The organism is Bdellovibrio sp. HAGR004, from assembly GCF_055397015.1.
Map to the genome: position 1 here is coordinate 2,521,324 of NZ_AP029176.1, position 21,153 is coordinate 2,542,476.

The window sequence follows — 21,153 nt, forward strand, 5'->3', positions numbered from 1 at the left end:
GGGGATTTATGAGTAAGTCACTAAGTATTTTAATTGCACTTTCTTTCCTGGGCAGTTCAGCTTTTGCTGATCCTGCCCTGAAAGTCAAAAAAAGCGGCCGTTCTGCGGACCCCAGCCTGAAGGTGAAATCCAGTCTGGTCCCAACCTTTGATGTCTATCAAAAGCGTGTCGTCAAAGGCAAAACGGAAGTCTTCAAAGTTAAAAACATTCCTTTGCTTAACGTCGGGGAAGAACGTGAAGTGGAAGCCGCAGTGCTGAGTCCACTTCGCCTGCCCGCCTCTCGCGAAGTGGCACTGAAAGAAACCCGCCGCCGCGAATCCCCGCCTGTCATCAACTTTGTGCTGAAGCCTTATACTGATGTTGTGGCGCCAGCAAAGAACCTGACCAGCGCGGACGCCTTCAAAAAGATTCCGGATGTCAAAGTTCTAAATCCTGTGATGGATCCCGTCACCCAGGAACCTCTGGTTCAACTGACAAAGCTTGAAGACCTGCAGCCTAATGACTACAAACTTTTGCAAGCGTTGATCTTTCTGGAAATCCAGAAGAACTACGAACTGGCCATGGGTCTGTTCTCTGAATTGATTGAGGACCCGAAGCATCGTATCGAAGCCTTGTACCACTACGCCATGACTGCCAAGGGCCTGGGTTTAAACTCCGAATTCCGCCAGTATATGATCCAGGTGGCTCAGGAAACCAAATCCAAGGAATGGCAGCAAAAAGCCACAGAAGCCCTGGTTCAGCACATCAACGTTCTGGAGACCTCTGATATCGCCTTGATTGATCCTTTGATCATCAAGTACGACATGGACGTCACCAAGAATGACGACTATCAGATCACGCGCGCAAAGTACTATTCAGACAAAGGCCAATTGGGTCTGATGGAAGATGCTTTGATCTTTATCGGGGAAAAATCACCGCGCTATCCTGAGGCTCTGCTGCTCAACGCCCTCTTTAACTATCGTCAGGGTAAAGTCGAAGAGGCCACAATCTATCTGGATAAACTGATGGCAGCAACCGAGAACGACAAAACATCACAACTGCGTTCTGTGGGAGCGTTGACCCTGGCTCGGATGCAATTCCAGAAAAGCCAGTACAAGGAAGCCTTCCAATCCTACCTGAAAGTGGATAAATCCAATCCCCTGTGGTTGCAAGCCATGGTGGAAAGTGCGTGGACCCAGATTCTGGGCGAGGACTACGAAGGTGCCGCCGGGAATATGTTCTCGCTGCACACGGACTTCTTTAAAAACGCCTTCTCTCCTGAATCTTATGTGGTTCGCACCGTGGGTTATTTGAATCTGTGTCAATACGGTGATGGTGTCCAGGTGCTGAACGAGATGAAAAAGAAGTACTCTCCCTGGAAGAAAAAGCTAGAGGACTACAAGGCGTCGCACAAGGATTCTTCTGCATACTATGAGACCGTGAAAAGCTGGATCAAGAATTCAGACCTGAAGGAAGTCGACGGTCTGCCCCGTTCATTTATTGTAGAGCTGGCCCGACATCCGGCTTACATGAGCGTGCAAAAGCAGATCAACGCCTATGAGGATGAGATCGTAAAATTCAACCGCATCGCTTTGACATTGATCAAGATGGAGCGCGAGTTGATTGCCAAGCAAAACGAAGCCAACAAAGAACTTGCAGACGCCAAAAAAGGTGTGAAAGGCCAAAGCCCTTCACAAAGTGAAGTTGCCAAGGTCCAAAAGGCCGAACAGAAACTACTTAGCTACCGCATCCAGTATCACATCGCAAAGAAAGCCCGCACCTCGATCAAAAATCTTCGTGCAACCGGTTTAGCCCGCATCGAAAAGGAAAAAACTGTTCTGCGGGCCCAGGCGTCCCAGGCTCTTCACAACCGTTTTGGCGAAATGCTGGCGGGTCTGGACAAGGTACTGGATCAAAACGATGTCCTTCAGTATGAGCTTTACTCCGGCGCGGGTGAGCACATCCGCTATCAGATGGCCGGCGGTGAAATCAACGAAAAGGAACGCCCTGAATTAAAGGTTCAAAAGGAAAAGAGTTTGAACTGGAAATTTAAAGGCGAAATCTGGGAGGATGAGGTGGGTCACTACCGCTCCTCTCTGAAAAATGTGTGCGCTCAAGATGGCAATGTAGCCGGTTTGTCTGAACAATAAGAAAGGGACTTTCAAGATGAAATTCACTCAAGCACTGACAACTTTTAGCCTATTGATGAGCCTGGCAACAACTGCGGCGGCACAAAACTCCGCCAAAGAAGGCCTGGAAAAAATCAAAGGAAATTTGAACAACTCCAAAGCCAATTTGCAGGAGTATGAGAAGAATCTGAAAACGGTGGATTCCAACCTGGCCGAAGTGGGTAAAGCCAAGGCCCAGGTCGAAAGCCAGCAAAAGCAAGTTTTGCAACAAGCCGAAGAAAACAACCAGGCCATCAGCCGCGTCAATGGCCAGGAGAAAGAAATCCAGGCCCTGATCGCGGATGAGCAAAACAAAATGAATCAGGAAAACCAGAAGATTCAAGAGCTGGAAGCTATGATTGCCAAAATCAAAGAGAACCAGAAAAAACGCGAACTCAACATCAGCGACTATCAACTGCAACTGAATCAGCTCGTTGAGGAAAAGAAAATCTGGAGCTCTCGTCAAAGTACTCTGAAAGAACAAAACGAACAGGTAAACCAAAAACTGCGCAGCTTGGCCAGCGAAGAAAACGAATGGAAAGCCAAACAGCGTGGCTATCAGGGCGAAGTGAAGCGCTGGGGCAAAGAAGTTGAAAGACAGCAAAAGATCAGCGACAGTTACAACTCTTTGGCAGAAGTAAAATAAATTCGTGAGTTCATTTTGATTCCACCCAGGGACTCCTTCTTAACTGAAGGGTCCCATTTCTTTTTACCCGACTTCGATCCCCAATCATTACACACCTGCGTATAATCTAGACTCCACCCCACTAGTATATGCACAGAAATGCTGCTGGTATTTATTAAGCAACCTAACCAATTTAAAAATCATAGGGGCCACATGAATCACACGGGGATCAGTTCCTGGTTCACAGGGATCAAAGGTAAACTGTTAATAGCAGCGGTGCTTCCGATTGTTGGATTTGGAATCGTCTTTTACATCTCACACACAGGGATGAAGGAATTCGAATCCTATCTGAAGAACTCGCACTCCAACATCATTCCAAATCTACAGTCCTTGGCAGAACAACGCCAAGCCCGCAATTCCTACGGCTATCAGCTTTTTGCCGCCATGAGCATGAAGACAGCGGAAAAAAGAGAAGAGCGCCTGAAGATTGCCCGCGAAGCAGTTGAGCAATACAAGAAGGCTTTTGAGGATTATGCCTCTACCCCATTCACTCCAGAAATGGAGAAAGTCTTTGAACCGGCCAAGGCGGTGCGCGATGAGTACCTGAAGCTGCTTAACGCAAATATCGAACTGGTCAGTCAAGGCACGCCCGAGGCCTTTGAAAAAGCGCAGGCCCAAATGGATGGGCGTCTGTGGGAACTCGGCACGATCATGCACAAGATGAGTGCAACCTCCGTGGCCTACTACAACGAAGCCGCAGCTACTGATGCAAAAGATGCCCTTGCGGCCTCTTCACGAATAAACACTATGACAATGCTGGTGACCCTGGCCTCCACGTTTGCGATTTTCGGTATTTTGCTCTGGATCGCCGCAAGAATTTCTTCATCCGTCAGCTCCATTGCTTCGCGCCTTTCACAGGCCGGAGGACAAGTGGCGGCCGCTGTTGAACAGCTCAACGAGGCTGGCAATGCCCTGTCACACTCCTCTACAGAGGCTGCCGCTTCCTTAGAGGAAACCGTGGCAGCCCTTGAGGAAATGACTTCGATGGTTCAGATGAACTCTGACAATGCCAAACAGGCCGCGGCTCTGTCTGCGTCTTCCCGCGATTCAGCCGAACAAGGGGAAAAAGAAATTCAATCTTTGATTTTGTCCATGACGGAAATTTCCCAGTCATCCAAAAAGATCGAAGAAATCATCTCTGTGATTGACGACATTGCCTTCCAGACCAATCTTCTGGCCTTGAATGCGGCAGTGGAAGCGGCTCGCGCTGGCGAACAGGGTAAAGGTTTTGCCGTGGTGGCTGAGGCCGTTCGCTCATTGGCGCAACGAAGTGCCGCGTCGGCCAAAGACATCTCCTCTTTGATCAAGGACTCGGTTTCTCAGATAGATGCTGGCAGTGAGATCGCTGATAAGAGCGGCACCGTTTTGACGAATATTGTGAATTCCATCAAGAAAGTGTCTGACCTGAACAACGAAATCGCCGCCGCCAGCTCGGAACAAACCACCGGTATTCAGCAGATCAGTAAAGCCATGAACCAGCTGGATCAAGCGGCTCAAAGCAACGCGGCTTCCGCTGAAGAAATCGCCGCCACCAGTGGCGAGATCAACAGCCTGGCAACAACCAATCAATACCTGACGGTGGAACTCAACGCCGTCATCCTGGGCACCGGCTCGACAATACCTGAAACTCTTCCAGAGACTCCCCCCAAAGCGGTCCGAACAGCCTCATCCCTCACTAGACCCGCTGCTAAAAAAAGCAATGTGGTCCCGATGAAGACCTCCCCGCCCCGCAATGATTCCCAGGACATGATTCCGTTTGATGAAGACGATCGTGCAAAGGTTGGAACAACAGACGGTTTTTAGTCTTACAAACACATCAAGATTTATTAACAACCCCTCGACTTTAAGAGGGGTTTTTTTGTTTTTTCCTCATTTCTCGTATTAGAAATTCTGGACTACGAAGCACTATTGCAGATTCCGAATAAATATCTGTTAAAAAACCATAAAGAATTATACGGAGGCTCATACGCATGTCAGATTTTAAATTATCAGGCTGGTTCAAAGGAATTAAAGGAAAACTCCTGATGGCTGCTTTCATGCCCATGATCGGCTTTGCAATTCTGGGCTCTATCGCCATCAACGGAATCACAAGTGTCGTCAATCTTTTGGATGTCGCCAACGAACAAGTTATCCCCACCTTTGATATGGTTGGAGAGATGCGCCAAGCCAGCAATAAGTTTCAATACGGCGCATGGGCCGCGATGGAACACATCGACGAACCTGAAAAGCTGACGTCCTATCTGAAGGCTGCCACCGAAGGTCTTGAGGAATTCCGTAAGGCCCAGGAAACCTACGACCCGATCCCAAGAACACCGGAAGAGGACAAGGCCTACCAAGTGGCCAAACCGCTATTCCCGGAATATTACGCCTCGATGGAAAAGATCATCGCCTTGATCCGCTACGCAGACCCTGCCAAAGTCAAAGAAGCCGAAGTCCTGCTGGATGGCCGTTACTCTGAGATCGGAAAGACCGTCCGCACCTGGAATAGTGCCGTCACCGACATCTATGCAAAGATCGCCAAAGATGGCGTCGCCGAAGCAAATTCAACGGAAGCCTATGTCAAAAATCTGATCTATCTGGTTTCTGCAGCCACGGGTGTCATCGTGTTTGCTGTGCTTCTGTGGATTGCCGCGCGCATTTCAAGCGCCGTGGGTTCCGTCGCTGAACGCCTGACGACTGCCGGTGGCCAAGTGGCTTCTGCCGTTGAGCAACTAAATGAAGCCGGAAACTCTTTGTCCCAGTCCTCGACGGAAGCTGCCGCTTCTTTGGAAGAAACTGTAGCCGCGCTGGAAGAAATGACTTCCATGGTGCAAATGAATTCCGACAACGCAAAACAGGCCGCGGCTTTGTCCGCCAGCTCTCGGGACTCGGCCGAACAAGGTGAAAAAGAGATTCAAAATCTGATCGCCTCCATGACGTCGATCTCCCAGTCCTCCAAAAAAATCGAAGAGATCATTCATGTGATCGATGATATCGCCTTCCAGACCAACTTGCTGGCACTGAACGCGGCCGTTGAAGCTGCTCGTGCCGGAGAACAGGGTAAAGGTTTTGCCGTGGTTGCAGAAGCTGTCAGAACTTTGGCACAAAGAAGTGCGGCGTCCGCCAAGGACATCTCTTCTTTGATCAAAGACTCGGTATCACAAATTGAAGAAGGCAGCGCGACCGCCGACAAATCCGGTGCCGTTTTAACCAACATTGTGAACTCGATCAAGAAAGTGGCGGATCTGAACAACGAAATCGCCGCCGCGAGTTCTGAGCAGACCACCGGAATCCAGCAAATCGGCAAAGCCATGAACCAGTTGGATCAGGCCGCACAAAGCAATGCCGCTTCCGCTGAAGAGATCGCTGCCACCAGTGGCGAGATCAATAACCTGGCAACAACGTCCCTAAATCTGACCGTGGAGCTCAATGAAGTGATCATGGGCACTAGCGATGTGGCCAAAGCCACGTCCGCTCCGAAAGAAAAATCGACATCAGAGAAGAAGCAAAAGGCTCCGGCCCCTGCTGCCAAGAAAAGCAATGTGATTCCAATGAAAGCCGCAGCCCCTGCGAAGAAAAAGGAATCCCAGGAAGTTATCCCGTTTGATGACGATGAAAGAGCTAAGGTGGGGACGACCGACGGATTCTAGAAATCTGTTCGCATCCCAAAACGTAAGCCAGACCGAAATAGGCGACAACCGCCAACAGGATTGTGATAAAGAGGGCCAGCATCTGCAGCCCTCTTCCTGTTTGGACCCTCAGCAACTCGTAAGCCTGCAAAGAAATCACCATCCCCGCCCCTGCCAGCACAAACTTCATTGCCGGACGAAGCAGCACGGAAAGCCGGATTCCCGGAGAGTATTTTTTCAGAAGGACCATCAGCAATACGGCATTTATAAACGCGGCCACCACACCCGAAATCATCAGCCCCTCAAGTCCCCACAGTCGCATCAGCAGCGGCGCCAAAGACACGTGCGCCGCCAAAGAAACCAAGGCCAGCACCATGGGAACTTTCGTGTTTTTTACCGCATAATAAAGCGGCATCAAGACGCGGCTGCAGGACACCAGCAACAAACTGACGGCATAAACACGCAAGATCAAGGCGGTCATTTTCACGTCCTGCACCGTGAATTTGCCACGCAGAAAAAGAGCCTCAATGATCGGCTCGGCCAAAATATAAAGTCCCAGCGCCGCTGGCCACGCCAGGAACAGATTCATCAGGAAACTCTCTTCCGCGGTTTGCTGAAATTTTTCTTTCAGTCCCCGGTTGGCAAAATCACTCAAGGTCGGCAACAGCGCGGCCCCGATACTGACTGAAATCAACGAAAGGGGAAGTTCCAGCAAACGGTCGGCCCAGTAAATATAGGAAATCGAACCCTGCGGCAGCGAGCTTGCAAAGTACAGGTTCACCAAAGTTGAAAACTGCAAAAGCCCCATGCCGATCAGACCCGGCAGCATTCCCCGCACCACGGCTTTTACTTCCGGCGTCCAGAGCGTCGTCTGCAATCGCGGCAGATAGTTTCGCTGTTTTAAAGCCACCGCCAAGAGCAGCGCCTGCAACAGCCCCCCGATCAGTACACCCCACGCCAAGCCGTCCCCGTGGACGGCAAACCACTGCGGCGGCATAAAGGTGAACACCAGCATAGAGACGTTTAATAGCGCTGGAGCCAGGGCCGGCAGTCCGAAACTGCCAAGGGCGTTCAAAATCCCCATATAGAAAGCATAGGTGCAGACAAAGAAGACGAACCCAAACATGATCCGCCCCATACGCAGGGTGAGCTCCCACTTTTCGGCGGACAGGACATAGTCATCTGCCAAAAGCAGCCGGAACAGCGGCTCGATATAGACAATCCCCAGCAGGGTCACAACCCCCAGAACAATCAAAAGCAGGGAATAGATCGAATTGACCAGATTGCGCCCCCGAACACCGGTGGAGTCTTCCGCTTGAGCCTGCATAAAAACGGGAATAAAACTCACAGACAGGGAGCCTTCCCCCAAAAGACGGCGGAACAGATTGGGCACACGGAAGGCCGCGGTCCACGCATCGGTGACGGCCCGATCAAAGAGAGCCCCCAGCGCGATATCCCGAAAAAGCCCCAAGATGCGGCTCGTTAAGGTACCGGATGCCATAGAAAAAGCCCTTTTGAGGACCTTTTTTCGATCTTCTTTTAATCCACTTGCTTCGTGAGACACCCTATGTTAATCCCTTTGGTTCGTCTATAAAAGTTACTGTGGAGGTTATCCCTTGGCAAATCATAAGTCTGCAGCAAAAAGAGCTCGTCAGTCTATCCGTAAAACTGCTGTTAACAACGCTCGTAAAAGCACTGTAAAAACAGCTGAGAAAAAACTTGTTAAAGCTATCGAAGCTAAAGATCTGAAAGCTCTTCCTGAGTTGTTGAAGAACTTCTCTTCTCAAGTAATGAAAGCTGCTAAAACTGGCGTTATCAAGAAAGAAACTGCATCCCGCAAGATCAGCCGTCTTTCTACTCGCGCTTCTGCAACTAAGTAGTTTCAATTACGCATAAAAACGACCGAAATCGAGGCGCAAGGAAGACGCATATTGACCGTATGCCGACGACGAGCAACGAAGAGTTCGGTCTTTTTTTTGGTAATCTTAGTTAAAAGATTCGTTTTGAGTTCGCGCGGATACAAAGGCGCGAATTTGTCTTTTTGTGGAAAACGCAATTTGATTAAAGCTCAATCCGTGGGTGACTCTTGGGTCACCCTCTTTTTTTTGCGTTGATCGAACGGTCCCGCGAAGAAAAACAAAGTCCCCACCCGGCACCTGGAAGCTGACAACCAGTTCATGACCTTCGGTCAGCACATAATCGGACAAGATGGACATGCCCCCTTCACCGATTTCCCCGGAATCACAGACAAAGTACGTCCCATCGCACAGAATACCCACCTTGCGTTTCATCGCACGGCGCGGATACTGGCGGCGGAAATAACCTTTATCTTCAAATGGAGAATTCGTGACAGCCTTGTTCATCAAGGCACTTATCGGTCTTTTGGGGAGACTTCTTAAATCGCTGCGTATTGATTGCCACAGGTCTTCAGCACCAGGTTTTCCAGCCAAATGTGACTGGACAATGGTGAGGACTTCAACGCCTTGTCCGTATCAGCCAAAACCACCAGGGTTTGCTCTAGTTTCTTGGCAGTCCAAAGTCGGGCCTGATCCAGATAGCTTTCCAGGAAATAAGGGGGCACCTGGGCATAGTGAGCCAGCTTCGCCCCGTGCAGGCCTTCTTCCATGCCTCTTTTCAGAGTCAGCAAAATACGCACGTGACGGGCCACCAAAGACACGATCCCGATCTCGTTCTGCCCCTGATCCAGCAAATGAACCAAAAGCTCCAACGCCTTCACACGGTCGTTTTCACCAATGGCTTTGGTGAAATCAAAAACATTTTCTTCCTTGGACCGGGACACGGCCTGGGCCACGTCTGCCATCTCAATACGGCGTTCACCGACGTATTCGCCGAGCTTCTTCAGCTCCCCTTCAATCTCTGTCAGGTGATGGCCTACCAACTTATGCAAAAGCAAAATGGCATCGTTACTGATGGTCAGACCCAAAGATTGAGCGATGTAGTTGATCCAGGATGGAATCTGATTTTCGTAAGGTTTTTTGAACTCTACACAGTCGGCTTTATCCAAAAGCAGGCGGATCTGTTTTTTACGCTTATCCACGCGCGAAGCCAGAATCACAAAGACGGTGCTATCCACCGGGGATTCAAAGAGTGGCTCCAGCTCGGCCCACTCTTTGTCGGTCAGTTCTTGCGCTTCTTTTAAGATCACCAGACGGCGCGCTGCCATCATCGGCAGAGTTTCAACAGCATCCCGCACCGCCACCACGTCGGCATCACTGGCATAGAAAAGGCTGTAATTGAAATCCACAGCGCCTTCGGTAAGAACGGCGTACTTGAAGCGTTCAACGGATTGATTCAACAGATAAGGTTCTTCACCGAAAAGAAAATACAAGGGCGCAGTCTGACCTTTTTCAAGATCACGATAGAATTTCTGCGCATCGATGAGTGCCACTGTTGTCCCTTTTTAAGCTATACCGATTTAAAAATTCTCGGTGATACGATCATGAGCTTCAGCCATGATGTCGAATGCCATGAGGTCAATGTTTTGCCTCCGCGCAGAAAGATTGTAAAGAGGATTCACAGAGTTAACACCGGCCAGCGTTACTTGCGGAGCTGCGTATGTTCTTTCTCCGCTAAAGGACCCACTCCACAATTCTGTGCCATCTGCCTGACGCACAACTTTAACAGTCACCGTCAACAAAATGCGGTATTCTGAGGCAATAACAGTTCCATTAGGAAGATAAGGCGCCGAAGAGTCCCCGGCCACACGTTTTGCCCCCGGCAGATACTGAACAGTGTCGATTTGGCCAATCACCGCCACTTCGGAAAGAGAATTGTCCACAATTCGGGCAATGCGGGAACGTTGAAACTCTTGAATCAGGGAGTTGGTGAAGGCCACTTCGATCCCCGTCTCTTGTGTTTTGTTCTTAAAGATCGGCACCGAAATCTGCTTATAACCCCCCGGAATACTGCGTGTGCCAGAGCCCAAACGATAGGCACATCCCGAGAGAAACAGCGACAAGATCAGAGTGATGCGAAAAGCTTTAAATATTGCGTCCACGGGCCCAGTTGAGTATAAAATTAGCAAGGAATCAAGGAAGAAAAATGACAACTTTTCAAGACGATTACAGTTTGTTAGCTCCGGGGCCTGTGAATATTCATCCTGAGGTGCGCAAAGCTCTGGCACTTCCCATGATCCACCACCGCACGCCGGAATTTGATAAGATCCTGAAAAAAGTTTTAGCGGACATCAAGGTTGTTTTTCAGACGGAACAAGATGTCTTTCTTCTGACCTCCACCGGCTCTGGCGGGATGGAGGCTTTATTGGTAAACACACTTTCGCCGGGCGACAAAGTCATCGCCGTTGTTTCAGGCAAATTCGGCGAGCGCTGGGCTGATATGGCTCAATACTTCGGCGCCAACGTCATCACTCACAACGTCGCGTGGGGCGAGGCCGTCAAAGTTTCGGACATCGACGATCTATTAAAACAAAATCCCGACACCCGCGCCGTTCTTTGCCAGGCCTGCGAAACCAGCACCGGCGTCGCCCATCCGATTGAGGCCCTTGCGGCGCTGACAAAAAACTATCCCGACACATTGCTTTTGGTCGATGCGATCACAGCCTTGGGCGCGTATCCTCTTCCGATGGATGCCTGGGGTATCGACGGTCTTGTGGCGGGCTCACAAAAAGCGTTTATGCTGCCCACGGGAATGGCGTTTGTCTCCTTCTCGAAAAAAGCCTGGAAGTTTATCCCCGACGCCAAATGTTCAAGATACTACCTCGATATCCGCAAAGAGAAAAAAGCCAACTCAAATGGAGAAACCTTCTTTTCCTCCAACGTGGCGATCATCCGGGCGCTGGACGTGGTGCTGTCCTTGATCACCAAACAAGGGTTGGAAAAACTTTTCCATGACATTCATCGCAGAGCCGAATTCACCCGTCACTTCGCGCAGAAGCTGGGTTTCACGTTGTACGCTCATTCCCCGAGCGATTCTGTTACGGCTTTGACCGTGCCGCCGCAAATGGACGGGCAGAAAATCCGCCTGCACCTGGAAGAAATTCACAACATCACCATCATGGGGGGCCAGGATCAGGCCAAAGGAAAGATCATCCGCGTAGGTCACATGGGTTATATCCAGGACTTCGAGATGGTGCGCCTGATTGAATGCCTGGGGCATACGTTGCGCCACTTTGATCCCGACTTTATGTCGCTGGAGCATATCTCCAACATCGCGACAGAAGCTAAGAACTGGCTGGAGCAAAATCCATGAAGAAAAAGATTCTGATTACGGACCGTTTTGCACATGACAGTTACTTGTACTTGCAACAGCACAGTCACTTTGAAGTGGTCCGCAGCGACAACCCTCAACATCTTCCACTGGAGCATTTGGTCAGCGCTCATGCCCTGATCATCCGCAGTCGCACGAAAATCAATGAAGAGCTGTTGAAAAAAGCACGGCAGTTGCAATTGATCGTCACTTGCACCAGTGGCTTTGATCACATTGATCTGGATGCGACCCAAAAGTGGGGCGTCACTGTCATGCACACCCCAACCGCAAATATTGAATCCGCGGCGCAATTGACGTGGGGGCTGGTTCTCAGTTGTGTGAACAACATTCCTCAGGCCAGCAAGATGGTCAAAGCCGGCGACTGGAACCGCGATCTGATCACAGGTATGGAGCTGACCGGACGCACTTATGGCATCGTCGGATTGGGCCGCATTGGTTCCCGCGTGGCGGAGCTGGCACAGGCCTTCGGCATGAATGTGGTGGCTTACGATCCGTACCAAGAAGACGAAGTCTTTGAACGCCTGCATATTCCTCGCTTAAGCTATGAAGAGGTTCTAAAGACTGCCGATGTTCTGAGCTTCCACGTGCCAAAAACTCTGGAAACAGAGCATATGCTCAACCGCTCGCAGTTTGAATACATCCACCGCGGTATTGTTCTGATCAACACCTCGCGCGGTTCTGTCATCAATGAAAACGACCTGTGCGAGGCCTTGGAAAAAGGCTGGCTGCGCTCTGTGGGCCTGGATGTGTTTGAAAAAGAACCCCTGCATAGAAACTCAAATTTGTTGAAATACCCGAATGTGGTTTTGACTCCGCACATTGGAGCCAATACTGAAGACGCGTTCTTTAAAGCGTCCCAGATCGCAGCTAATAAGCTTATGGCGTTTTTTGTGGACGGTTCGACCTCTGACACCCTCCCGCCAAGAGCACCATGGTATGGAGCGGCTCCATTTAAGGGCGAATAAACTTGCCTGAATCCCCCTGTTTGAGAGACATTTTTAGGGTCTGTTTAAGGGGTACGTTATATGTCAGGCGTGGTAGTTGTCGGAGCTCAATGGGGCGATGAGGGTAAAGGTAAACTGATCGATGTGTTCGCAGAAAAAGCGGACATGGTTGTGCGTTATCAAGGTGGCGCCAACGCAGGTCACACACTGGTGGTCAACGGTCAAAAAACCGTTCTGCACTTGGTTCCCAGCGGAATCCTGCGCCCGGAAACGACCTGCGTGATCGCATCGGGTGTGGTGATTGATGTTTTCTCGATCCGCGATGAAATCAAAAAGCTGAAAGACACAGGCTTTTTGCAGAATCCAAAACAACTTTTGATCTCGGACACGGCGACACTGATTCTGCCATATCATAAAGCGCTGGATGCCGCTCGCGAAGCGGCCTTGAGCGATGGCAAGATCGGCACCACAGGCAAAGGCATCGGCCCTGCCTACGAAGACCGCGCTTCTCGTCGTGCGATTTTGTTCGGCGATCTTTTCGACAAAGAAACTTTGAAAAAGAAACTGGAACTGGCCCTGACGGAAAAGAACTTCATGCTGGAGAACTACTATAAGAGTTCCACCTTCAAGTCTGAAGAGCTGATGAAGGATCTTTTGGCGGTGGCCGAAGAACTGGCTCCGTACCGCACGAAAGACACTTCTTTGTTCATCAGCAAAAACCTGAAGGCCGGCAAACGCGTTTTGTTTGAAGGCGCACAAGGCACGATGCTGGATATTCTGCATGGAACTTATCCGTTTGTGACAAGCTCTTCCACTCTGGCGTCAAATGCGTGCGCCAGTGCAGGTATTGGCCCCGCCAGCGTACAGAAAGTCATTGGCGTCTTTAAGGCCTACACCACTCGCGTGGGCAGCGGTCCGTTCCCGACAGAGCTGAATGATGACATTGGCAAGAAACTGCAAATGGATGGGCACGAGTTCGGCTCCACCACAGGACGTGCGCGTCGTTGCGGCTGGTTGGATCTAGTGGCATTGAAATACGCCATCCGCGTGAATGGTATTACGAATCTTGCGATGATGAAGTTGGACGTCCTGACAGGCCATGATCGTATTGGCGTCTGCACAGCGTACAAATTAAATGGCGAAGTGATCACAGATCTTCCAACCTCCCCTTACGAGCTGGAAAAAGTGGAGCCCGTGATCGAATGGATCCCAGGTTGGACACAAGATTTGTCGAAAGTAAAAACACTCTCGGATCTTCCACGCCCGACAACGAACTACATTGACTACTTGGGCTCTCAATTGGGCACTCCAATTGACGTAATTTCTGTCGGACCGGGCCGAGAACAGACACTGTGGGTCAAGCCTTTGTTCAACAATTAAGCATATTTAGCAGTTTTTACGGGGCCTTTGCTTAGAGCTTGAGCAAAGGCCTTTTTTTTATCAAAAAATCGCAAAAATTTTTAAAAAACTGCAAGAAAGTGTATTGACTTTAAACCCCTCTTACTACAAATTAGCACTTCCTCAACGGACAGTGGTTCGCTAGCTCAGCTGGTAGAGCACTTCACTTTTAATGAAGGGGTCGATGGTTCGAATCCATCGCGAGCCACCATTTTTTAGTTCGTTGAAATCTCTAAACGTTCCCATCGTCTAGGGGCCTAGGACACCTCCCTTTCACGGAGGATACAGGGGTTCAAATCCCCTTGGGAACGCCAACTTTCTTTTTGGCTTATTTGGGATAGTGTGCAGTAGGGTTTTCTTAAATCATACTGCACACTTAATCCGTCAAACCGCAGGTTCTGACATATCTTTTTTAGAAAATTCCACCGTTCTTCAGCATTCTGCTCTAAGTATAATGATTTCGCATCCTTAGCTAGTTCTAACGTAGATTGAGCAGTTTCGCGGAAATGACCCTTCATTTGTTCTTCGAGCGCCATAATTTCTTCCGTCATGCTCTTTCTGTCTGCGCGAAAGCGCGCCACAATACGCTTAAAACCTTCGCCATCAATCGTTCCCGAAACCATGTTTTCATACGCCTGATCTTCGCTCGTTTCCAGAGTTCGGATTTTGTCTCGCAGGGAAGAAATCTTTCTGTTGCAGTCCGCGACCGACTTTTTGTGAGTCGCGTTCAATTCAACCGCAATCTCTTTTGCAAGCTTCGGAGTGATGGAAATTGCATCAACAACTTTGCTCATTTGCTCCCACAGTTGCTCCTCACGAATCACCAAACCCTTCATCGTTAAGTGAACCCGTTTGCGGTTCGTACAATGATAATAATGATAGGTCGTTTGTTTTCCGGCCTTGGTCGTCTTGGTTTTAGGCTCATAGCTGATGTAACAACCGCACTCCGAACACGTCATGGCACCCGCACCGAAATGCCCGTGCTCTTTGCCGTAGATACGCTTCACGTTCTTAAAGCCCCGAAGGGTTGCAACCGCCGCCGCGTGGGTTTTGTGTGGGATAATCAACTCATGCTTGCCTTTGTATTCGATCCCTTGCCACATGAAGGTTCCTGCATAGAAGGGATTCCTAATTCTTCTCTCAATTGCGGAGACGTAGTAGGTCTTCATTTCCTTATCGTTCAACAAACGATCCGGGTGCTCCATGATCTTGCGTCTAATTTCTTCGTAAGAAAGCCCTAATGCGCGATACTTAAACTCAAGTTGCGCTTGTAAAACCTTTTTAGGGTTTGGATCAGGCACGACAATAGCCCCGCGTTTTCTTTCGCGTCCGTCATCGTCCATACTCTTCTTCAAAGCATATCCCAAAGGAACGTGATTGCTCGGGAACCAGCCGCGCTCTGCCTTGTCCCTCATGGCATCAATAACTTTCACGCTGATTGTTCGGCTTAACTGTTTATCCCTCCAAGCATCAATTTCCCGGTGACTAAAATCCGACGGTGCGCTGAAGCGATGAAGCTGGCGGTTGTCTCGAACGTAGTGAACCACGATGCGATCACTCAGGATCAGCTTCTCCATTTTTTCTAAATCCGTGAAATTTCTGACTTCACGATCAGTCATGTAATACAAGAAGTGACGGATCTTATTCTTTAAGGCCCATTCGACGGCCGCATGAAACTTCCGACGAAAATCGGAATCCTTTGCAGACTCGATCATGTTTTCCAACTTCACCAGTTCGATGCCGTTGTGCTCACAGTAAGCGCGGATCTCTTTTTCCTGCACCATCGCCGAAGAGTTGTCTTCTTGTCCGTACCAACTGCGCCGAACAAAGGCGAACCCCTGACGATTTTCTCCCATCCATACCGGAGCCCCATCACGCTCCGCCATTTCAAGGCGTTTTCTTTCATATTGGTTATTTCTTGATGAGTAGCTTGAACTCATTGTTCCTCCGTTTCTTGTGCGGAAAATTCCGCACCGTTATCGGCGGCTTCGCATTCCTCCAAGCGCAGACGCTCGTGGCGCTTTTCCCGCCAGAGTTTTAAAATCCTAAAAACATCAATTAAATTCTCCTGTTCTTCAGGAGACAGAACGCTTTCTTCCACTAGGGACCTCGTTTTCCCAGAGACCGAAGCGCGTTGAACGCTTCACATCTCAGCGACGATTTCAGAACCGTCGCGCTCGTTTCCCACTCATGCGGGTGAGCCCAGAAAAACTAGGTACTCGTGAAAGAGGCCCACACATGAGGCCTCCGCTTAAATTTAGAAATCAGTAGTCGGACGCAAACCCAATCGTTAAAACTCGGTTTCCGTCTTCTTGGTGAAATTCATAGTTGTCGTCGTAGTAGTCGAACTTGAAGAAAAACGTTTCGCCATCAACATCAAAGAAGGCGCAGTCATGCTCCCCATGAGGATCATTCTGTGGTGTGAAAGCATTGAAGCTGCGAACCGCAGTGATAACGTCCTCTTTCTTCGGTGATGCGTTCAAGGCATGGGTGATATTCACTCGGCAGCCGATGAACGTTTGGCGATACAAGTCGTTCTTTTGCGCGATGGTTTTCATGTTTCCCCCTTGAAGCTCTTTATGAGCTCGAAGCTGCCTGCGACTTCCATCACCACGCATTCACCATCGGTATAGACGACGCATTTTTCCTTCACAAAATGCAGAACAATCTTGTTTGCTAAAATGAGATCGGAACACCATTCATCAGATGCCAAGTTCCTTTCAAAGCGCGACCTTTGCTCAAAGATGACATGACGGATTTTTTTCCGCACAGCCAACTTGATGAAGTATTCGCGCTGAGATCCTTTGAAGCGAAGTCCTGGCTCAATCACTCGGGCAATGGATTCGTCCGGCAAACGTAGATCGTTCGCTCGTGCGTAGGACCGAACGGCTATGTCTTGATTCCGAAAACTTGCCTCGGGATCGGCTTGATTGATGGAAGCTGCTCTTAATATAGCGATGGCGTGACTATTGCCACCGCGCCAAAGTTGACTTTTCATTTTAATCCTTTCGCCAGTTCGTCAGGCCCTGGCTGTTTTTTTCTGCACGTCATGCAGTAGTAAGGATGAAAGCCGGAATCACGATCCGGGTACTTTGAAACAATCATGTCCTTTCCACAGCAAACGGGAATTTTTAGGTGCGAAACGACAGCGAGTTTTTCTTTCGCTGCCGCCACGGTTTTTCGTTCTTGCTTTTTTGCGGGAGCCCCCTCAGCAAGTGCCTTCTTGGTTTGCGCCGGAGTCTCGTCAAGTTCCATGTCTTGGGTGAAATAATCGGACGCGCCAGTTGCAATGATGGTCGCCCCAATCATGGATCTTTTTTGAGTCATTTTCATGAGCGTGTTTAAGATGTCGCAGACCGGAGTTTCCTCTTTCAGCGATTCCGTTATTTCCTCACCCCCCGGAATTTGCTTTTTCTTCCAGACGGTGCGCTCACGATATTTGTTCTCTTGGGAATTGGTGATGCCTTCGCAATCCGCGATGACGACACCAGACCGGAGGTCGTAAACCTCCGAGCGATAAGTGAACATTGCAAAATTGCCTTGGCGGTCGATCAGTTTATCAACTTGACGGTTACGGCACCCCAGCTTGAAAAGCTTCAGGAGTTTTTCGGCCCCTGGCTTGAGCAAGCTTTTCTTTTTTGAACCTGGGATGATGCCGTAATCGCCTTCGCCGTAGTCCTCGGCATTCGGGTTGCTGAACTGAGCTTCCCGCATTTGCGAGGAAATGAACTCTTTCAGCAACTTTTTGTGAGCTTTCAAGGCCGTTAAATCTTGCTTCGTAATCAAAGGCGTCTGAGCCAAGGAAAACGGCTGTTGCGGAATAAGTTCTGCTACGGCGTTTTTCATACATGGGCCCCTTTAGACTTTTTCACGGCATCCAAGCGCACAGTCCAAGACTCCGACCCCTTTTTGCGGAACGCTTCGAGATAGTCGTCTTTCAGTTCGGCGCGTGTTTTTGCAATTTCAGGAACCGAGAGAAGGTCCAAAGATCCTTGCTTGGTAACTTTGAAAATCTTCAAACCGCCACCCGCAATTTTTGGATGGTTGAAAAGATGAACAACTTGCGAACGAAGTGTCTCGAATTGAGCTTGCGCGTTTTCCGCAAGTTCCTTGGCGTCTCGAAGTTCGGCCAGAAGGCTTTGATCCTCGGGAATAAGATAGTCACGATCTGAAAGCGGAGGGACGATGCGGTTTTGAACGTTGTCCCAGAAAAGGTGCTCGCGTTCTTCCTGACGTTTGATGAACTCTTGGTTTGCGCGAATGGGAATCACGATCCCAGTCTTTTTTCCGTCGTGCCCAAACCAGTGTCCAATATCAGCACCGCTGACCATGAACCCGTGTTGCATTTGTGTGTAATGGAAATCAGGAATCCGGCCTGTCGTTGAAGCCTCAAGAAGAACTTCTTTGGAAACGAGTTTTCCTTCCAAAACCCCACGGCTTGAATCAAACCCGTCGAAAGAAACACGAAGATATGGGAAATCCCCATGCTCCATGCAAACGGGCTTCATTTCGACTCCGGTTTGCTCCTGAAATTGTTTTCTAATAAGGGCTTCGACCTTGTGACCCAGTGAGAAGATGTACTCTTTAGATTTGTCTTCCTCTGAAGTCTTGAGCCCTGTTTTCTCGAAGTAAAGCTCTCGGGCCGTTTTGTACGGACTTGTTCCTTCGATGACAGGTGCATCAGACCCGCCAATACCGTTCATCCTCCAAGTGTTCCACTCGGAGGTCCCTTGAATAAGGGAGACTATAACTGCACTCATGCGCACTCCTTTTGCCGCTCTTGCGGCGATGATTTGAACAACGCGCTTGCATTGCTCGACGTTAAACATGCCGATATGGCATTTCTTTAAATCCAAATTGAGTTCGTCAGCGAGCCAGCTATAAGCTTCGCGGCGATTTAGGCGGCCTGACTTCCAGATCGGATCAAAGTTGGAGTGTGCGAGTTGTTTCCAGATGCGGAGTTCGGCATTGGCAAGGCGACCGAGTGGAACGTTGCGATTACTGTTCTTGTGACAGCCCACATAAGCGGAGCACGGTTCACAGCTCCAAAAACGGAGGTGACGAAGATCTGTCCTGTGCGGATAGATCTTTGAACCAGTTACAAGCTGAGCGGGATTCCCGCAGTAATCGCAACGGACTTTCATTTTTTGGCCTTGCGCTCAGATTCTTCTTTTTCAAACATTGCGGTGACGGTTGCGTTCAAACGAGCGATGTCTTTTGCGACCCTGTCCTGGTCTGCTTGGAAGAGAACCGCGATCAGGCGAACCGAACTAAGGTTTCTTATTTCTTTGGCCTTGAGTCCCAGCGGAAGGTTCAGGCACGCGCGCACGATGACGTGACGGTATTGAATGCGAACGATCCGCTTCTCTAGCGGCTTTTGTTTCGGCTTCGATTTCGGTTTTGCTTTGGCCTTTGCCTTTTTCATTTCGTTCCTTCCAGTTTTTGAACGCAGTGATCCCTTCACCCGGAGCGTTCAAGGTGTTCAAAGATTGACTGCTAATACTATTGATATTAAAAGATGATGTGAGCTTTAGATTGTGGTGGCCTCATTCCGGCGTTGTAACCGCCGAAGTGCGACCCATGCTTTGTTTCGCGTGGACTCACGGACGTGTGCATCTTCAAAAATCTTTCTCAATGAGGTCAGGCTCAGCTTCGACTCCTTTGAGAAGTCCGTAATTGTGTAGCCGAGACCAAGCACCCCATCCTTTAAAGTAGAACCATTGTGTTTATGAGTTTTTGTGTGTGTCATAAACGCAAATATACCATCAGATATTATAAAGTCAATATCAATGATATTGGAGGGTAAGTGCTTAAAAAGACTATGAAATACCAGGGTAAAAAGGTTCGGGTTCCAAAAGAACAGGGCTTAAACGACTACGCAGAGATTTTTTCCCGGAAACTAACTGCGGTTGTTCAAAGCCAGGGATGGAGCCAGGAAGAGTTCGGAAAACGCCTGGGAACCACGCAAGCAATGGCCGGACGATACATGCACGGCAAAGCCAATCCCACGTTCGACAGTCTTGCGCGAATTGAACTAGCCACACAGGTTCCCGCATACAAATTTTTTGAAAATGACAACTCGGTTCCGACGCCGATGGTGACAAGTCTAAGTGACGAAGTGAAGGTCGCCGTTCAAAATGCCAACGCCGAGAACCTGGCCCTTCTTAAAACTATTGCTACTAATTTAGAGCCAGCAATTAAGGCGCTTCAGCAAGGCGATGAATCACTTCCGGTCAACGTGCAGAAGGTCTCCCGTGGCCGACTTCGAGACTTTACAGATCAGTTCACGGACGACTCTATGACCGGATACATCTACGAAATGATGGGCAATAAAGAGCCGCTAGAAAAAATTCGCATTGAATTTGTTCGAGAGCTCGCAGTGAATTTGCTCGCCGAAGGTGGCGAGACCGCAAAAGAGTTTCGCGCAGTCATCACCGAACTTTTAGATAAGGAATCGGAGATGAATCGTGAATAGTCCGAAAGTCATCAATTCGATGGTCGCGGCGGAAGAAACCTCTGCTGGCAACCTGATCGCAATTGCATTTCCAAAATCACCATCCAGAGCTTACAGCGAAACCGTGGCCCTTGCTCAAAGAGCGAAGTTTTACGGCGAATTTCATCTTGGAACAAAACTCTATCACTCAGCCGTGTTCGGCCTCGATCAAACACAAGCTTCCTATGCTTACATGGTCGTGAAAGCCGCTCGTGACTGGAAAGGCACAAAGTTCTTCACCCACGGCAGGATTCTCACCAGCAACTATCAGGTTGAAGAAGTTGTCGCGTGTTACCTGGACAGCTTTGTTCCAAAGGATCACCGCGCGCACTGCCATTATATTCACAGCGATCTTTCTGGTTTTAAGTTTGGACGACGACTTGAAGGACGGCACCGCCATCTTGTTCCTTGCCGAAAGCTTCAAGGCTTCGCTCAGCATATCGTGGAGGACAACGTTTCAACCCCTGGCGATGCGATCACTCAGCTTGCCATTAGGAAGAACGTTTATTGGTGCCCACATTTCAAACCCGAAGATTATAAAAAATCAGTCGGCTACAAAGACGAAGCCCCCGAAAAAGAAAATCTCTTGGAAGTGCCGCTCTGGGAACTTTTTAAAAGGTTTTGGAAGTAG

The 21,153-nt window shown here is 49.4% G+C and carries 20 protein-coding genes, 2 tRNA genes and 1 pseudogene; 12 read left to right on the forward strand and 11 right to left on the reverse strand.

Going from position 1 to position 21,153, the window contains the following annotated elements; translation table 11 throughout:
• Positions 1–8: 8 nt before the first annotated feature.
• The 4 genes from ACZ5ZV_RS12530 to ACZ5ZV_RS12545 all read left to right on the forward strand — a co-directional run bounded on the left by ACZ5ZV_RS12530 (position 9) and on the right by ACZ5ZV_RS12545 (position 6,461).
• Positions 9–2,129 (forward strand): tetratricopeptide repeat protein, encoded by a 2,121-nt coding sequence (locus ACZ5ZV_RS12530; protein ID WP_464117362.1) that lies wholly within the window; start codon positions 9–11, stop codon positions 2,127–2,129.
• Positions 2,130–2,145: 16 nt separating this feature from the next.
• The gene (locus tag ACZ5ZV_RS12535; RefSeq protein WP_464117364.1) at positions 2,146–2,793 is read left to right on the forward strand and encodes a hypothetical protein; all 648 of its coding nucleotides are present in this window, start codon (positions 2,146–2,148) and stop codon (positions 2,791–2,793) included.
• Positions 2,794–2,985: 192 nt separating this feature from the next.
• Complete coding sequence (locus tag ACZ5ZV_RS12540; protein ID WP_464117365.1) at positions 2,986–4,635, forward strand: HAMP domain-containing methyl-accepting chemotaxis protein; 1,650 nt, start codon at positions 2,986–2,988, stop codon at positions 4,633–4,635.
• Between the two features lie 167 nt (positions 4,636–4,802).
• Entirely contained in the window at positions 4,803–6,461 is a 1,659-nt protein-coding gene (locus ACZ5ZV_RS12545) for a methyl-accepting chemotaxis protein (RefSeq protein ID WP_464117367.1), read from the forward strand.
• Here the strand turns inward: ACZ5ZV_RS12545 and murJ are convergent.
• Complete coding sequence (murJ, locus tag ACZ5ZV_RS12550) at positions 6,433–7,941, reverse strand: murein biosynthesis integral membrane protein MurJ (protein WP_464117368.1); 1,509 nt, start codon at positions 7,939–7,941, stop codon at positions 6,433–6,435. The two genes, ACZ5ZV_RS12545 and murJ, sit on opposite strands and share 29 nt — an antisense overlap.
• Before the next feature lie 115 nt (positions 7,942–8,056).
• Here murJ and rpsT point away from each other — a divergent pair, with 115 nt between their 5' ends.
• On the forward strand, positions 8,057–8,320 hold the full coding sequence (rpsT, locus tag ACZ5ZV_RS12555) for a 30S ribosomal protein S20 (RefSeq protein WP_011163955.1): 264 nt from the start codon (positions 8,057–8,059) through the stop codon (positions 8,318–8,320).
• A gap of 105 nt (positions 8,321–8,425) precedes the next feature.
• Here rpsT and ACZ5ZV_RS12560 read toward each other — a convergent pair whose 3' ends face one another.
• The 3 genes from ACZ5ZV_RS12560 to ACZ5ZV_RS12570 are packed head-to-tail and all read right to left on the reverse strand — an operon-like array spanning position 8,426 to position 10,458.
• Entirely contained in the window at positions 8,426–8,803 is a 378-nt protein-coding gene (locus ACZ5ZV_RS12560; RefSeq protein ID WP_464117370.1) for a PilZ domain-containing protein, read from the reverse strand.
• A 32-nt stretch (positions 8,804–8,835) separates the two neighbouring features.
• A complete protein-coding gene (holA, locus tag ACZ5ZV_RS12565) occupies positions 8,836–9,849 on the reverse strand; it encodes a DNA polymerase III subunit delta (RefSeq protein ID WP_464117372.1) in 1,014 nt (337 codons plus the stop codon).
• A gap of 27 nt (positions 9,850–9,876) precedes the next feature.
• The gene (locus ACZ5ZV_RS12570; protein WP_464117374.1) at positions 9,877–10,458 is read right to left on the reverse strand and encodes an LptE family protein; all 582 of its coding nucleotides are present in this window, start codon (positions 10,456–10,458) and stop codon (positions 9,877–9,879) included.
• 44 nt (positions 10,459–10,502) lie between these two features.
• Here ACZ5ZV_RS12570 and ACZ5ZV_RS12575 point away from each other — a divergent pair, with 44 nt between their 5' ends.
• The 5 genes from ACZ5ZV_RS12575 to ACZ5ZV_RS12595 all read left to right on the forward strand — a co-directional run bounded on the left by ACZ5ZV_RS12575 (position 10,503) and on the right by ACZ5ZV_RS12595 (position 14,343).
• Entirely contained in the window at positions 10,503–11,669 is a 1,167-nt protein-coding gene (locus ACZ5ZV_RS12575) for a pyridoxal-phosphate-dependent aminotransferase family protein (protein ID WP_464117376.1), read from the forward strand.
• Entirely contained in the window at positions 11,666–12,652 is a 987-nt protein-coding gene (locus ACZ5ZV_RS12580) for a D-2-hydroxyacid dehydrogenase (RefSeq protein WP_464117377.1), read from the forward strand. Before ACZ5ZV_RS12575 ends, ACZ5ZV_RS12580 begins: the two co-directional genes overlap by 4 nt.
• A 60-nt stretch (positions 12,653–12,712) precedes the next feature.
• A complete protein-coding gene (locus ACZ5ZV_RS12585) occupies positions 12,713–14,011 on the forward strand; it encodes an adenylosuccinate synthase (RefSeq protein ID WP_464117379.1) in 1,299 nt (432 codons plus the stop codon).
• Positions 14,012–14,164: 153 nt separating this feature from the next.
• Positions 14,165–14,240, forward strand: a tRNA-Lys gene (locus ACZ5ZV_RS12590).
• Positions 14,241–14,267: 27 nt separating this feature from the next.
• Positions 14,268–14,343, forward strand: a tRNA-Glu gene (locus ACZ5ZV_RS12595).
• Positions 14,344–15,063: 720 nt separating this feature from the next.
• Here the strand turns inward: ACZ5ZV_RS12595 and ACZ5ZV_RS12600 are convergent.
• From ACZ5ZV_RS12600 to ACZ5ZV_RS12630, 7 genes and pseudogenes are all read right to left on the reverse strand, one after another.
• Positions 15,064–15,969, reverse strand: a pseudogene (locus ACZ5ZV_RS12600) (recombinase family protein); the annotation flags it as partial.
• Complete coding sequence (locus ACZ5ZV_RS12605) at positions 15,966–16,130, reverse strand: hypothetical protein (RefSeq protein ID WP_464117380.1); 165 nt, start codon at positions 16,128–16,130, stop codon at positions 15,966–15,968. The pseudogene ACZ5ZV_RS12600 and the gene ACZ5ZV_RS12605, both read right to left, overlap by 4 nt.
• A gap of 163 nt (positions 16,131–16,293) precedes the next feature.
• Positions 16,294–16,587, reverse strand: coding sequence for a DUF3768 domain-containing protein (locus tag ACZ5ZV_RS12610; RefSeq protein ID WP_464117382.1), 294 nt, complete (start codon positions 16,585–16,587; stop codon positions 16,294–16,296).
• On the reverse strand, positions 16,584–17,027 hold the full coding sequence (locus ACZ5ZV_RS12615) for a hypothetical protein (RefSeq protein ID WP_464117384.1): 444 nt from the start codon (positions 17,025–17,027) through the stop codon (positions 16,584–16,586). The genes ACZ5ZV_RS12610 and ACZ5ZV_RS12615 overlap by 4 nt, the downstream gene beginning before the upstream one ends.
• Complete coding sequence (locus ACZ5ZV_RS12620; RefSeq protein ID WP_464117386.1) at positions 17,024–17,743, reverse strand: hypothetical protein; 720 nt, start codon at positions 17,741–17,743, stop codon at positions 17,024–17,026. Before ACZ5ZV_RS12620 ends, ACZ5ZV_RS12615 begins: the two co-directional genes overlap by 4 nt.
• Before the next feature lie 128 nt (positions 17,744–17,871).
• Positions 17,872–19,173, reverse strand: coding sequence for a lambda-exonuclease family protein (locus tag ACZ5ZV_RS12625; protein WP_464117388.1), 1,302 nt, complete (start codon positions 19,171–19,173; stop codon positions 17,872–17,874).
• Positions 19,170–19,454 (reverse strand): hypothetical protein, encoded by a 285-nt coding sequence (locus ACZ5ZV_RS12630; RefSeq protein ID WP_464117390.1) that lies wholly within the window; start codon positions 19,452–19,454, stop codon positions 19,170–19,172. Before ACZ5ZV_RS12630 ends, ACZ5ZV_RS12625 begins: the two co-directional genes overlap by 4 nt.
• A 381-nt stretch (positions 19,455–19,835) precedes the next feature.
• On the opposite strand from ACZ5ZV_RS12630, the gene ACZ5ZV_RS12635 reads away from it, so the two are divergent.
• Both ACZ5ZV_RS12635 and ACZ5ZV_RS12640 read left to right on the forward strand, forming a co-directional pair.
• Complete coding sequence (locus tag ACZ5ZV_RS12635) at positions 19,836–20,504, forward strand: helix-turn-helix domain-containing protein (RefSeq protein WP_464117392.1); 669 nt, start codon at positions 19,836–19,838, stop codon at positions 20,502–20,504.
• The gene (locus tag ACZ5ZV_RS12640; protein ID WP_464117394.1) at positions 20,497–21,153 is read left to right on the forward strand and encodes a hypothetical protein; all 657 of its coding nucleotides are present in this window, start codon (positions 20,497–20,499) and stop codon (positions 21,151–21,153) included. Before ACZ5ZV_RS12635 ends, ACZ5ZV_RS12640 begins: the two co-directional genes overlap by 8 nt.